This window comes from Pantoea latae (assembly GCF_002077695.1).
GTDB lineage: Bacteria > Pseudomonadota > Gammaproteobacteria > Enterobacterales > Enterobacteriaceae > Pantoea > Pantoea latae.
The window spans coordinates 1-12,886 of sequence record NZ_MWUE01000005.1 but is presented as its reverse complement, the minus strand read 5'-3'; the positions used below and the strand labels follow the sequence as shown (position 1 = coordinate 12,886).

The window sequence follows — 12,886 nt, the reverse complement described above, 5'->3', positions numbered from 1 at the left end:
TTAAACTCCTTTTAACGTGTCGACGTGACGGGCGAAATCTTCATGCACTTCCTCACTCAGCACGTTTACCGAGGCGTTGCCGTCTTCGTCGATAATAATGCGCTCGCCGTCGGCGATAGAGTCATTGATATCCTGACGCGACATACCTCTGATAAAGCTTTCGGGGCTGGAAAACAGGGAACGCAAAAAGGTGAGCATTAGGGGCGGATCTCCTCTGTGATAAATCAGAAGTATGAAATCCAGGCGCCAAACGCGCCAGTAGGGATTAGCCTAAAAGTGTTGCCGCTCAGGGAATTAGCGAAGCGGTAGCCGGTGAGAAAGAGAGAAGCCGCATCCTTGCGGCCTGAGGTTTTTTATCAGCTAATCAGGCTTCCAGCCCGGCGTCATGCATGCCGCGGCGCAGCGTGAAGTTGACGCCCATGGTCAGGAAAGGATCCGGCGGGTTCCACTCAGGTTTCGGCAGGGAAAGCAGAAAATCGATGGTGTCGTTGCGCTTGCCTGCCAGCCAGTCGGCCAGCATGGTGCCCATCGCGGTGCCGCGCACCGTGCCCAGACCGTTGCAGCCCAGCGAGCCGTAAACGTTTTTGCGCAGCTCGCCAAACAGGCTGGAGCCGTTGCGCGTCATACCCAGACCGCCGCCCCAGGTGTATTCGAAATTAACATCCTTCAGCGACGGGAAACGACGTTCAAACGACAGGCGGTGCGACTGGCGATATTTTTGCGTGTAGCCTGGTTTATGGCGGCCATCTTCGTTAAAGCTGAAGCTGTTGCGGATGAGAATACGGTTGTCATGGGTTCGGCGCGACGTGGTGCCGAACGGATCGGCGGGAATGACGCCCCAGAACTCCTGGCCGCCAATGCTCTCCTGCTCCGCTTTGGTCAGCGGACGCGTCAGGCTGCCATAGGTAAAGACCGGGAAGATGGTCCGCGCGCCAAAGCCGAAGTGGGTGCCGAAGGCGTTGTTGGCCAGAATCAGCTTATCCGCCAGAATGCGGCCGGTGGCGTGATGCAGCACGATTTGCGGTTCATATTCCACGGCGGTGATCGGCGTCTCTTCAAACAGCGTGACGTTGGCAGGCAGACTATCCGCCAGCCCTTTCACCAGCCCGGACGGCTGCACCAGAATCGTGCCTGGGGTGTAGAGCGCCTTACGATAGAATTTGGTGCCGAGGTGATCCGGCAGATCTTTGCCTTCGATAATTTTGCAGGTTTGCCCCAGCGATTCGAGCCCGCCGCGATAGGCGTCGAGCACCGCGAACCCGCTATCTTCGACCGCCGCCTGATATTTGCCGGAATGGCGCATATGCGCCTCGACGATATTATGCTCTTCCACCAGATCTTTCAGGATGCGCTGGCCGGTCTGGTTCAGGTTGAGAATGTTGCGCGCGATAGCTTTGTCGCCGATGTAATCCGGCGCGCTGATATCGTGCGGCACATCAATCAGAAAGCCTGCGTTACGGCCAGAGGTGCCGAAACCGACCTGCTGCGCCTCAACCAGGATCACCCGATCGTCGGGAAAATTCAGCGCCAGCTGGCGCGCCGCCGCGAGGCCCGAAAAGCCGCCGCCGATCACCACCCACGGCGCGTTTGCGTCGCCCACCAGCGCGGGTTTCGGCTGGCGTTTGACGCTGGTGTGAAACCAGCCCGGCGTCGGATCGTCTGAAGGCAGCGCGTCGATGTTAAGCAGTGAATCCGGCGCTTTCGGCAGATTGTCAGTGAGCAGCGTCGCGCCGCCGCCAGCCGCAATGACGCCGGCGCCAACACCGGTGCCAACCAGCAATTTTCTTCTTGAAATACCCATTTAAAACAAGACTCCATGGTGATCGATATGCTTTGAAAGGTGCCCGATGCGCAATAAAGCGCGAAGATTCGCGCGCGCATCCCATTGCTTGCGCAGAAAAAGGGATCGTTCTGGAATCGTTGCCCGCTGGGCTGACTCGCGGTTCCCAGAGCCGCCTGAAAAGCCTTTCCGTATTTTCATTGTATACTTCATGTATACAGATTATTTCGACTTGTAAAATCGGTGTCAACAGGGTTTTGCAAATGCGTTGATCAGCAGGCAGGGGCGAGCGGCCCTGAGCAAAGCGGGATTTTTTGGGCTGAGAGATGGGGAAACAGGAACGACGATAAGGCGGCGTAACGCGTTACGCCGTAAAACGATTTAACAAAACAGGAAAAGAAACAGCAGAGCGGCGGTTAAACCGCCTGCGCGCACGCCCAGGCGGAACTCCACGCCCACTGGAAGTTATATCCGCCCAGCCAGCCGGTGACGTCCACCACTTCGCCGATAAAATAGAGCCCCGGCACCTGCCGCGCTTCCATGGTCTTCGAGGAGAGCTGCGTGGTGTCGACGCCGCCCAGCGTCACTTCCGCCGTGCGATAGCCTTCCGTGCCGTTGGGCTGCACGCGCCACTGATGCAGCGTCTGCGCCAGTTCTGCCTGCTGTTTGCTGTTGAGCTGCTTCAGCGTGACGTCCGGCACCTGCCCCATCTCCTGCAGCACCTCCACCAGGCGCTTCGGCAGCAGTTTCGCCAGGCTGTTTTTCAAACTCAGATTCGGATGGGCCGCGCGCTGCACATCAATGAATTCATCTATTGAGGTGGCGGGCGACAGGTTGACGGTGATCTGCTCGCCCGGCTGCCAGTAGCTGGAGATTTGCAGCACCGCCGGACCGGAAAGGCCGCGATGGGTAAACAGCATCGCCTCTTTAAACAGCGTGCCGTCCTGTGCTTCGATGGTGGTGTCGATCGCCACGCCGGAGAGGGTTTGCAGTCGCTCCAGCAGCGGCTTATGCAGGGTAAACGGCACCAGCGCGGCGCGCGTCGGGAAGACCTTCAGGCCGAACTGCTCGGCGATTTTATAGCCGAACGGCGTGGCGCCGAGACCCGGCATCGAGAGTCCGCCGCTGGCGATCACCAGCTTCTCCGCCTGCACCGACGCGCCGTTGAGCTGCAGCGTATAGCCTGCGTCATCGCGCGCAACGCTCAACACCTCGCTGCGCAGACGTATCTGGACCTGGCCTTTTTCACACTCCGCCATCAGCATCTCGACGATTTGCGCCGCCGAGTCGTCGCAGAAGAGCTGCCCCAGCGTCTTTTCGTGATACGCAATCTGATGGCGGTTAACCAGATCGATAAAATCCCACTGGGTGTAGCGCGCCAGCGCCGACTTGCAGAAGTGCGGATTGTGCGACAGATAGGCAGCGGGTTCGGTGTACATATTGGTGAAGTTGCAGCGGCCGCCGCCCGACATCAAAATCTTACGGCCAGGCTTTTTGCCGTTATCCAGCAGCAGCACGCGTCGGCCTCGCTGCCCGGCCTGCGCCGCGCAAAACAGTCCTGCCGCGCCGGCGCCGATGATAATAACGTCAAACTTGTCCACTGCTGTTACCCTGCCCGTCTTGAAAGGCGCTGATTGTAGTGGTCTGCTCTGCGCGACGCCAGCGTCAAAAACTTGTCGTAATTATGTCATATTGTAACCTGCTGGTTTTACGACGCTTTTAGACTAAACAGCGCGTTTTTCGACATAATTAAGTCAAAACAAGACTATATTTTGCTTTCCCATACAGTGTGTTGTCGCAGATAATGCGCCGCGCTCATGTCCTCAAAAATGGCGTAATGTTTATGCTACATTTGTTCGCTGGTCTTGACCTCACTACCGGCCTGTTACTGGTTCTTGCCCTGCTGTTTGTATTGTTTTATGAAGCAATCAACGGCTTTCACGACACGGCCAACGCAGTTGCAACGGTTATCTATACCCGCGCCATGCGCGCGCAGCTTGCTGTGGTGATGGCGGGCGTATTTAACTTCCTTGGCGTACTGCTCGGGGGCTTAAGCGTCGCTTACGCTATCGTGCATATGCTGCCTACCGATCTGTTATTGAATGTCGGCTCCGCGCACGGCCTGGCGATGGTCTTCTCCATGCTGCTGGCCGCGATTATCTGGAACCTCGGCACCTGGTATCTCGGCCTGCCGGCCTCCAGTTCGCACACGCTGATTGGCGCGATTATCGGCATCGGCCTCACCAACGCGCTGATGACCGGCACCTCGGTGATCGACGCGCTAAACATCCCTAAAGTCATCAACATCTTCCTGTCGCTGATCCTCTCGCCGATTGTCGGCCTGATCATCGCGGGCAGCCTGATTTTCCTGCTGCGTCGTTACTGGAGCAGCACCAAAAAACGCGCGCGCATCCATATGACGCCGGCCGACCGCGAAAAAATCGACGGCAAGAAAAAGCCGCCGTTCTGGACGCGTATCGCCCTGATCGTCTCGGCGATCGGCGTCAGCTACTCGCACGGCGCTAACGACGGTCAGAAAGGCATTGGCCTGATCATGCTGGTGCTGATCGGCGTCGCGCCAGCCGGTTTCGTGGTGAACATGAATGCCAGCGGCTACGACATCACCCGTACGCGCGACGCGGTTAACCATCTCGAACAGTATTATCAGCAGCACGGCGACGCGCTGACGCACGTCATTCAGATGGCGCCGCCTGCGCTGCCGACGCCGGAAGAGACGCCGTCTGGTCCTAAAGAGTTCCACTGCGACAGCGCCCGCGTGCTGCAGGCGGTGCAGCGCGCTCAGGGCCTGCTGAATAGCAACCTGCAAAGCTATGACCAGCTCAACGTCGAACAGCGTAGCCAGATGCGTCGTCTGCTGCTCTGCATCGCCGACACCGCAGATAAAACCGCCAAGCTGCCGGAAACCAGCGCCGACGATAAGCGCTTCCTCGGCAAGCTGAAAACCGACCTGCTGGGCACCATCGAGTACGCGCCGGTCTGGATTATCATGGCGGTCGCGCTGGCGCTCGGCGTTGGCACCATGATCGGCTGGCGTCGCGTGGCGACCACCATCGGCGAGAAGATTGGTAAAAAAGGCATGACCTACGCGCAAGGGATGTCGGCACAGGTGACCGCGGCGGTCTCTATCGGCATCGCCAGCTACACCGGTATGCCGGTCTCGACCACCCATATCCTGTCGTCGTCGGTGGCGGGCACCATGCTGGTCGACGGCGGCGGGCTGCAGAGCCGCACCATCAAGAACATCGCCATGGCGTGGGTGTTTACGCTGCCGGTGTGTATTGTGCTGTCAGGCAGCCTCTACTGGCTGGCGCTTAAGCTGGTGTAACCCACCGGCTGCATAAAAAAGGGCGACGCGAGTCGCCCTTTTTTTATCGCTAATGCCAGATCGCCAGGCAGATCAGGCTGAGGATCACCAGTCCGCATAAGGCGCTGGTTAAAATAAACTGACCGCGCACCCGTTCGCAGCGACGAATAAATTCGTCGTCGTGATGATCGAGATAACGCTTTGCCCAGATATAGCGCACCAGCCGCACCTGTTTGCTCGGCTGACCGTGCGACGTAAAGAAACCCGCTCCGTCAACATACTGATAGAGCAAGGGATCGCAGCCTCGCAGCACCGCCAGCAGCGCGCGCAAAGAAGAAAAATAGCGCGCCATATTCACAATACACACCACACAAAGAGCCCAGAAAAGCGCGATAGTGCTGATCATATATCCCTCCCGGCTGGAGCCGCAGAGACAGGTTTAGCGCGGCTGCGCTTTACGCTCCACGGGAAAAAGCCAACCACTGAATGACCTGAACAGATCTCTTTATTTGCCAAGCTTAAGCGGTCATTGCCAGGTAAGAGTGACCGTTAATTTGTAGTGTAGGAGAAGATTTTCATTTTTTTCCAGCGATGATTTTCGTTCGCGGCGAGTGAAAAAGACGATAAGCCTTGATCTCATTCACAACCGAAGCCGGTACGGAAGCATTTGCTCACCGTCGCCGCTATACTGATGGCATAACAATACTCTGTCGCCACCGCCGACAGACCATCTGGTGACACATATCGCCCGTTCGCGTAAAGGATTGCGCAGGCAATAACGCGACAGGAAGACAGGTTGCCGTCCTGAATCTTGTGAAAGGAGTTATATCATGGCTTATAAACATATCCTGATTGCAGTAGACCTTTCCCCGGAAAGCCAGTTGCTGGTGGATAAAGCCGTTTCGCTGGCGCGTCCCTATGACGCCAAAATTTCGCTGATCCACGTCGACGTTAACTATTCCGATCTCTACACCGGCCTGATCGACGTCAACCTGGGCGATATGCAGAAGCGCATCTCGGAAGAGACGCACACGGCGCTGCGCGGGCTGTCGGATGCGGCGGGCTACCCAATTAGCGAGACGCTGAGCGGCAGCGGCGATCTGGGCCAGGTGCTGGTAGACGCGATTAAAAAATATGATGTGGATCTGGTGGTATGCGGCCACCATCAGGATTTCTGGAGCAAGCTGATGTCGTCGGCGCGCCAGCTAATCAACACGGTACATATCGATATGCTGATTGTTCCGCTGCGCGACGCGGATGATGAGTAAGCGGCACAGCGTAGCGATGCTAAAAAGCCGGTACTGACCGGCTTTTTTATCTCTTAAGAATTGAGCGGCGGATAGATATCGAAGCGATGGCTTTTGGTGACCACCGCCGACTGCGTCGCGACCCCCGCCAGCGGCGGCGCATAGTCAGGCCGCTTCACCACAATACGCTTTTTCGCCAGCCGGCGCGCCGGCTCCAGCAGCGCATCGGCGTCCTCGTCGGCGCCCACCAGCGACTGAAACACCCGCATCTCTTTTTTCACCATCGCGCTCTTCTGCCGGTGCGGATACATCGGATCGAGATAAACCACGTCCGGCGCAGGTGCAATATCGCCCAGCGCCTGCGCGCTCGGCGCATGGATCAGCGTCAGCCGCTCGCGCAGCCAGCCGCCGATCTCCGCGTCCTGATAGCCGCGCTGCAGCCCGTCATCCAGCAGCGCCGCCACCACCGGATGGCGCTCCAGCATGCGCACGCGGCAGCCGATCGCCGCCAGCACGAAAGCGTCGCGCCCTAGTCCAGCGGTGGCGTCCACCACATCCGGCAGGTAACCGCTCTTCACGCCGACCGCTTTCGCCACCGCCTCGCCGCGTCCGCCGCCGAAGCGACGCCGGTGCGCCATCGCCCCAGAGACGAAGTCGACGAAAATGCCGCCCAGCTTCGGCTCGTCGCGCTTGCGCAGCTCCAGATGGGTCGCGGTCTGCACCAGCGCCAGCGCGCAGGCGTCGTCATGCTCCAGCTGCCAGCGCTGCGCCAGATGCGACAAGGCGCCGTCACCGGCGCCCGATTCATCAATCAAACAGATCTTCACTGCAGCCGTTATCCCTTGATGCCGTAGTGATCCAGCATCGCGTCCAGCTGCGGCTCGCGGCCACGGAAGCGCTTAAACAGCTCCATCGGCTCTTCCGAACCGCCGCGCGTCAGGATGTTGTCGAGGAACGACTGGCCGGTCTGGCGATTAAAGATGCCCTCTTCTTCGAAGCGCGAATAGGCATCCGCCGCCAGCACGTCCGCCCACAGATAGCTGTAGTAACCCGCCGCGTAGCCGCCGGCAAAAATATGGCTGAAGGCGTGCGGGAAACGGCCCCATTCCGGGCTCGGCACCACGGCCACCAGCTTTTTCACTTCGCGCAGGGTGTCGAGGATCTGCGCGCCTTTCGCCGGGTCAAACTCGGCGTGCAGGCGGAAGTCGAACAGGCCGAACTCCAGCTGACGCAGGATAAACAGCGCCGCCTGATAGTTTTTCGCCGCCAGCATCTTGTCGAGCAGTTCCTTCGGCAGCGGCTCGCCGGTTTCATAGTGGCCGGAGATAAAGGCCAGCGCCTCCGGCTCCCAGCACCAGTTCTCCATAAACTGGCTCGGCAATTCGACCGCATCCCACGGCACGCCGCTGATGCCGGACACCCCTGGGGTTTCAATGCGCGTCAGCATATGGTGCAGGCCGTGACCAAATTCGTGGAACAGCGTGGTGACCTCGTCGTGGGTAAACAGCGCTGGCTTGCCGTTGATCGGACGGTTGAAGTTGCAGGTCAGATAGGCAACCGGCTTCTGCAGCGTGCCGTCCGCTTTGCGCATCTGGCCGACGCAGTCGTCCATCCAGGCGCCGCCGCGCTTGTGCTCGCGCGCATAAAGGTCGAGATAGAAGCTGCCGCGCAGCTCGCCGCTCTCGTCAAACAGGTCAAAGAAGCGCACGTCGGGGTGGTAAACGTCGACGTCGGTGCGCTCTTTGGCGGTGATGCCGTAGATGCGCTTCACCACCTCGAACAGGCCGTTAACGGCGCGCGCTTCCGGGAAGTAGGGGCGCAGCTGTTCGTCGCTGATGGTGTAGAGATGCTGCTTCTGCTTTTCGCCGTAGTAGGTGAGATCCCACGGATTCAGCTCGCTGACGCCGTACTCTTTCTCGGCGAAGGCGCGCAGCTGCGCCAGCTCTTTTTCCGCCTGCGGACGGGCGCGCTTCGCCAGATCGTTCAGGAAGTCGAGCACCTGTGCCGGGTTTTCTGCCATTTTGGTGGCGAGCGATTTATCCGCGTAGGAGTCGAAGCCGAGCAGCTGCGCCAGCTCGTGACGCAGCGCCAGCTCTTCCGCCATGATCGGGCCGTTGTCCCACTTGCCGGCGTTCGGGCCTTGATCGGAAGCACGCGTCGAGTAGGCGCGGTACATCTCTTCGCGCAGCGCGGCGTTGTCGCAGTAGGTCATCACCGGCAGGTAGCTCGGGATATCCAGCGTCAGCAGCCAGCCGTCCTGCTCTTTGGCTTCGGCCTGCGCCTTCGCCGCCGCCAGCGCGCTTTCCGGCATGCCGGAGAGTTCGCTCTCGTCGGTGATCAGCTTGCTCCAGCCCATGGTGGCGTCCAGCACGTTGTTGCTGTAGGCGGAACCCAGTTCGGAGAGGCGCGCGGCGATCTCGCCGTAGCGCTGCTGTTTCTCTTTATCGAGGCCGATGCCGGAGAGTTCGAAATCGCGCAGCGCGTTGTCGACCGCTTTCTGCTGCGCCAGATCGAGCGCGGCGAAGCTCTCGCCCTCTTTCAGATCGCGATAGGCCTGATAAAGCCCTTCATGCTGGCCGACCCAGGTGCTGTATTCCGACAGCAGCGGCAGCGTCTGCTCGTAAGCCTGACGCAGCTCTGGGCTGTTTTTCACCGAGTTAAGATGGCTGACCGGCGAGAAGATGCGGCCAAGGCGGTCGTCGACTTCGGCCAGCGGCTGCACCAGATTGTCCCAGGTGTAGGGCGCACCCTGCGCCACTACTTTTTCCACCGCCGCGCGACATTCGTTCAGCGCCTCGGTCACGGCGGGCACCACATGTTCAGGCTGAATAGCGGAGAAAGGCGGCAGCGTAAAAGGCTGGAGTAACGGATTGGTCATAGCGCAGTCCTTGTTCAATGTATGGGGCGCGCGGGGCGCGCAACGCAATCGTATTAACATGCGGTTAAGTGTAGCGAAAATCAATGCCGCCCCAGGCTGAGCGGTGAAGAAACGACAGCGGCAAGGCCGCGACGGAGAATCGGCCAGCATTTTTCCCCTTCAGCAGGTATAATCTCGCTGACTTGCAGTACGCCTTTTTACGCCAACCGCGGAATCCCCACTGTTATGCTGAGCTATCGCCACAGTTTTCACGCCGGCAACCACGCCGACGTGCTGAAACACACCGTACAGAGCCTGATCATCAGCGCGCTGAAAGAGAAAGAAAAGCCGTTCCTCTACCTCGACAGCCACGCTGGCGCAGGCCGTTATCTGCTGAGCGGCGAGCACGCTGAACGCACCGGCGAATATCTGGAGGGGATCGCCCGCATCTGGCAGCAGCCGGACGCGCCGGCGCTGCTGAAGCCTTACTTCAACGCTATTCGCGACCTCAACCCCAACGGCACGCTGCGCTACTATCCCGGCTCGCCGCTGATCGCGCGCCATCTGCTGCGCGAAGAGGACAAGCTGCAGCTCACTGAACTGCATCCGAGCGACTTTCCGCTGCTGCGCGGCGAGTTTCTGAAAGACAGCCGCGCCCGCGTCGAGCGCGCCGACGGCTACCAGCAGCTGAAGGCGAAACTGCCGCCGCCGACCCGTCGCGGCCTGGTGCTGATCGATCCACCCTACGAGCTGAAGAGCGACTATCAGGCGGTAGTGAAAGCGATTCACGAGGGCCACAAGCGCTTCGCCACCGGCGTGTTCGCACTCTGGTATCCGGTGGTGCTGCGCCAGCAGATCAAGCATATGCTGCGCGATCTGGAGGCGACCGGCATTCGCAATATCCTGCAGATTGAGCTGGCGGTGCGCCCGGACAGCGACCAGCGCGGCATGACCGCGTCTGGCATGATCGTTATCAACCCGCCGTGGAAGCTGGCGCAGCAGATGAACGAGCTGCTGCCCTGGCTGCATCAGAAGCTGGTGCCTGCCGGCACCGGCCACGCCACCGTCACGCAGATCGTGCCGGAATAAGCTGCTACAGCGTAAATACCGCCAGATCGGAGGCCAGCTCGGTGTCGGGAAATATCGAGCGGCACTCCTCCAGCAGGCGCGGCATGTCGCGCGGCAGATAGCGCGAGCTGAAATGGGTGGCGATCAGGCGCTTCGCGCCTGCCTCTTTCGCCACCTGCGCCGCCTGCAGCGTGGTGGAGTGGCCGCGCCCGTTGGCCTTCTCCTGCAGCGCCGCCTCCAGCGTGGCTTCATGCACCATTAAATCGACGTTTGCCGCTAGCTGCAGCGCCGTCGGCGTCGGCGCGGTGTCGCCAAAAATCGCCAGGGTTTTGCCTCTGGTCGCCGGGCCGAGATAGTCCGCGCCGTTGATCACCCGTCCATCCTCCAGCGTCACGCGCGCTCCTGCTTTCAGCTGCTGATACCAGGGCCCGCGCGGCACCCCCTCTTCTTTCAGTCGCGCAGCGTCGAGAAAGCCCGGCTTATCGTGCTGCTCAATGCGATAGCCGAAGCAGGGCAGCGGATGCACCAGCGGCCAGGCGCTGACGCGGAACTCGCCGTCGTCAAGCACCGGGCCCGCCTCAATCTCGACGATCTCCAGCGGATAGTCGGTATAGGAGCCGCTTAGCGACAGCGCGGTGTCGACAAAGCGTTTGATGCCTTCAGGTCCGTAAATCGTCAGCGGCTCGGTGATGCCGCCCATCGACCGGCTGGTCAGCAGACCGGGCAGGCCAAAGATATGGTCGCCGTGCAGATGAGTGATAAAGATTTTGTTCATGCGGCCCGGCTTGAGCGGCGAACGCATGTACTGCAGTTGCGTTCCTTCGCCGCAGTCGAACAGCCAGGTGTCGCCGCGCGGCGAATGGGTAAAGGCGATGGCGGTGACGTTGCGTTGCAGGCTGGGCGCGCCGCCGCCGGTGCCGAGAAATGTAAGCTGCATGCTATGCTTCCCTGTCAGTGATGAGAGGATTCAACCCTATTACAATCATAGGTGCAATCTTTGCGCCGTCTCGCCTCTCAGCGTTACAATCCCGACCAAACACTTGCAACCGGATGGACACACCATGACACGACATTATGACTATCTCGCCATTGGCGGAGGCAGCGGCGGTATCGCCTCGATTAACCGTGCCGCCATGTATGGCCAGAAATGCGCCCTGATTGAAGCCAAAGAGCTGGGCGGCACCTGCGTGAACGTGGGTTGTGTTCCGAAGAAAGTGATGTGGCATGCGGCGCAGATCGCCGAGGCGATTCATCAGTACGGCCCGGATTACGGCTTCGATACTACGGTCAACCACTTCGACTGGAAGACGCTGGTGAAAAACCGCAGCGCCTACATCGATCGCATCCATACCTCGTACGATAACGTGCTGGGCAAAAACAACGTCGATGTGATCAAGGGCTTCGCCCGCTTTGTCGACGCGCATACCGTGGAAGTTAACGGCGAGCGCATCACCGCCGACCATATTTTGATCGCCACCGGCGGCCGTCCGAGCCATCCCGACGTGCCTGGCGCTGAGTACGGCATCGACTCTGATGGTTTTTTCGAGCTGGACGCGCTGCCGAAGCGCACCGCGGTGATCGGCGCCGGCTATATCGCCGTTGAGCTGGCGGGCGTGGTGAACGCGCTCGGCTCAGAAACGCACCTGTTCGTGCGCAAGCACGCGCCGCTGCGCAGCTTCGATCCGCTGATCACCGATACGCTGGTGGAGGTGATGAACGCCGAAGGCCCGACGCTGCACACGCACGCCGTGCCGAAAGCGGTGGTGAAGAACGCCGACGGCAGCCTGACGCTGCAGCTGGAAGATGGGCGCGAGCAGACCGTCGACTGTCTGGTCTGGGCGATTGGCCGCCAACCGGAAACCGACAACCTGAATCTGGCGGCGACCGGCGTGGCGCTGAACGAGAAAGGCTATATCAAGGTCGACAAATACCAGAACACTAACGTCAGCGGCCTCTATGCGGTGGGCGACAACACCGGCGCAGTAGAGCTGACGCCGGTCGCGGTTGCGGCGGGTCGTCGCCTGTCAGAGCGCCTGTTCAACAACAAGCCGGACGAGCATCTCGATTACAGCAACATTCCGACCGTGGTGTTTAGCCATCCGCCGATTGGCACCGTGGGCCTGACCGAGCCGCAGGCGCGCGAGCAGTACGGCGACGATCAGGTGAAAATCTATAAATCGTCCTTTACCGCGATGTACACCGCCGTTACGCAGCATCGCCAGCCGTGCCGCATGAAGCTGGTGTGTGTCGGCGCGGAGGAGAAGATCGTCGGCATTCACGGCATCGGTTCGGGTATGGATGAGATGCTGCAGGGCTTTGCGGTGGCGCTGAAGATGGGCGCGACGAAAAAAGATTTCGACAATACGGTGGCGATCCACCCGACGGCGGCGGAAGAGTTTGTGACGATGCGCTGATCTGGTGCGGACAGAGGGGCCAGCAGATGCTGGCCCTAAGCGTAGCGGCGAAGCCAGGGATCGTCAGGCTGACTGAACGCGATTCAATTCCTCTTCAGTCAACCCCGTAGCCTGCAAAATTGCTTCACGCGCCACCTTCATTTTTAACAAGCTGCGCGCGACTTCCATTTTCCCTTCACGCTTACCTTCAAGCTT

General features: G+C 59.9%; 11 protein-coding genes. 4 read left to right on the top strand and 7 right to left on the bottom strand.

Annotated elements, in window-relative coordinates; all coding sequences use genetic code 11:
- The 3 genes from B2J69_RS03320 to B2J69_RS03310 form a co-directional block, all read right to left on the bottom strand.
- Window positions 1-198, bottom strand: coding sequence for a hypothetical protein (locus B2J69_RS03320; protein WP_081136399.1), 198 nt, complete (start codon window positions 196-198; stop codon window positions 1-3).
- 166 nt (window positions 199-364) lie between these two features.
- Window positions 365-1,801 carry an NAD(P)/FAD-dependent oxidoreductase gene (locus B2J69_RS03315; protein WP_081136397.1) on the bottom strand — a complete coding sequence of 479 codons (1,437 nt, stop codon included), beginning with the start codon at window positions 1,799-1,801 and terminating at the stop codon, window positions 365-367.
- 395 nt (window positions 1,802-2,196) lie between these two features.
- Window positions 2,197-3,381, bottom strand: coding sequence for a BaiN/RdsA family NAD(P)/FAD-dependent oxidoreductase (locus tag B2J69_RS03310; RefSeq protein WP_081136395.1), 1,185 nt, complete (start codon window positions 3,379-3,381; stop codon window positions 2,197-2,199).
- A 242-nt stretch (window positions 3,382-3,623) separates the two neighbouring features.
- On the opposite strand from B2J69_RS03310, the gene pitA reads away from it, so the two are divergent.
- A complete protein-coding gene (gene pitA, locus B2J69_RS03305; RefSeq protein ID WP_081136654.1) occupies window positions 3,624-5,126 on the top strand; it encodes an inorganic phosphate transporter PitA in 1,503 nt (500 codons plus the stop codon).
- A 49-nt stretch (window positions 5,127-5,175) separates the two neighbouring features.
- Here the strand turns inward: pitA and uspB are convergent, their stop codons facing one another.
- Window positions 5,176-5,511 carry a universal stress protein UspB gene (gene uspB / locus B2J69_RS03300; protein WP_081136393.1) on the bottom strand — a complete coding sequence of 112 codons (336 nt, stop codon included), beginning with the start codon at window positions 5,509-5,511 and terminating at the stop codon, window positions 5,176-5,178.
- 424 nt (window positions 5,512-5,935) lie between these two features.
- Here uspB and uspA point away from each other — a divergent pair, with 424 nt between their 5' ends.
- On the top strand, window positions 5,936-6,373 hold the full coding sequence (gene uspA / locus B2J69_RS03295; RefSeq protein ID WP_081136391.1) for a universal stress protein UspA: 438 nt from the start codon (window positions 5,936-5,938) through the stop codon (window positions 6,371-6,373).
- Window positions 6,374-6,426: 53 nt separating this feature from the next.
- Here the strand turns inward: uspA and rsmJ are convergent, their stop codons facing one another.
- Together rsmJ and prlC are read right to left on the bottom strand one after the other, a co-directional pair.
- Window positions 6,427-7,179: a 16S rRNA (guanine(1516)-N(2))-methyltransferase RsmJ gene (rsmJ, locus tag B2J69_RS03290; protein ID WP_081136389.1), complete on the bottom strand. Its 753-nt coding sequence runs from the start codon at window positions 7,177-7,179 to the stop codon at window positions 6,427-6,429.
- An 8-nt stretch (window positions 7,180-7,187) separates the two neighbouring features.
- Complete coding sequence (gene prlC / locus B2J69_RS03285) at window positions 7,188-9,230, bottom strand: oligopeptidase A (protein WP_081136387.1); 2,043 nt, start codon at window positions 9,228-9,230, stop codon at window positions 7,188-7,190.
- A 225-nt stretch (window positions 9,231-9,455) separates the two neighbouring features.
- Between prlC and B2J69_RS03280 the strand changes: the two genes are divergently transcribed.
- Entirely contained in the window at window positions 9,456-10,298 is an 843-nt protein-coding gene (locus B2J69_RS03280) for a 23S rRNA (adenine(2030)-N(6))-methyltransferase RlmJ (RefSeq protein WP_081136384.1), read from the top strand.
- Between the two features lie 4 nt (window positions 10,299-10,302).
- Here B2J69_RS03280 and rnz read toward each other — a convergent pair whose 3' ends face one another.
- Window positions 10,303-11,214 (bottom strand): ribonuclease Z, encoded by a 912-nt coding sequence (rnz, locus tag B2J69_RS03275; protein WP_081136382.1) that lies wholly within the window; start codon window positions 11,212-11,214, stop codon window positions 10,303-10,305.
- A 124-nt stretch (window positions 11,215-11,338) separates the two neighbouring features.
- On the opposite strand from rnz, the gene gorA reads away from it, so the two are divergent.
- A complete protein-coding gene (gorA, locus tag B2J69_RS03270) occupies window positions 11,339-12,691 on the top strand; it encodes a glutathione-disulfide reductase (RefSeq protein WP_081136380.1) in 1,353 nt (450 codons plus the stop codon).
- The last annotated feature ends 195 nt before the right edge of the window (window positions 12,692-12,886 follow it).

Coding starts and splice junctions, on each gene's coding strand:
- B2J69_RS03320 (WP_081136399.1), bottom strand. CDS start 198: ATGCTCACCTTTTTGCGTTCCCTGTTTTCCAGCCCCGAAAGCTTTATC.
- B2J69_RS03315 (WP_081136397.1), bottom strand. CDS start 1,801: ATGGGTATTTCAAGAAGAAAATTGCTGGTTGGCACCGGTGTTGGCGCC.
- pitA (WP_081136654.1), top strand. CDS start 3,624: ATGCTACATTTGTTCGCTGGTCTTGACCTCACTACCGGCCTGTTACTG.
- uspB (WP_081136393.1), bottom strand. CDS start 5,511: ATGATCAGCACTATCGCGCTTTTCTGGGCTCTTTGTGTGGTGTGTATT.
- uspA (WP_081136391.1), top strand. CDS start 5,936: ATGGCTTATAAACATATCCTGATTGCAGTAGACCTTTCCCCGGAAAGC.
- prlC (WP_081136387.1), bottom strand. CDS start 9,230: ATGACCAATCCGTTACTCCAGCCTTTTACGCTGCCGCCTTTCTCCGCT.
- B2J69_RS03280 (WP_081136384.1), top strand. CDS start 9,456: ATGCTGAGCTATCGCCACAGTTTTCACGCCGGCAACCACGCCGACGTG.
- rnz (WP_081136382.1), bottom strand. CDS start 11,214: ATGCAGCTTACATTTCTCGGCACCGGCGGCGGCGCGCCCAGCCTGCAA.
- gorA (WP_081136380.1), top strand. CDS start 11,339: ATGACACGACATTATGACTATCTCGCCATTGGCGGAGGCAGCGGCGGT.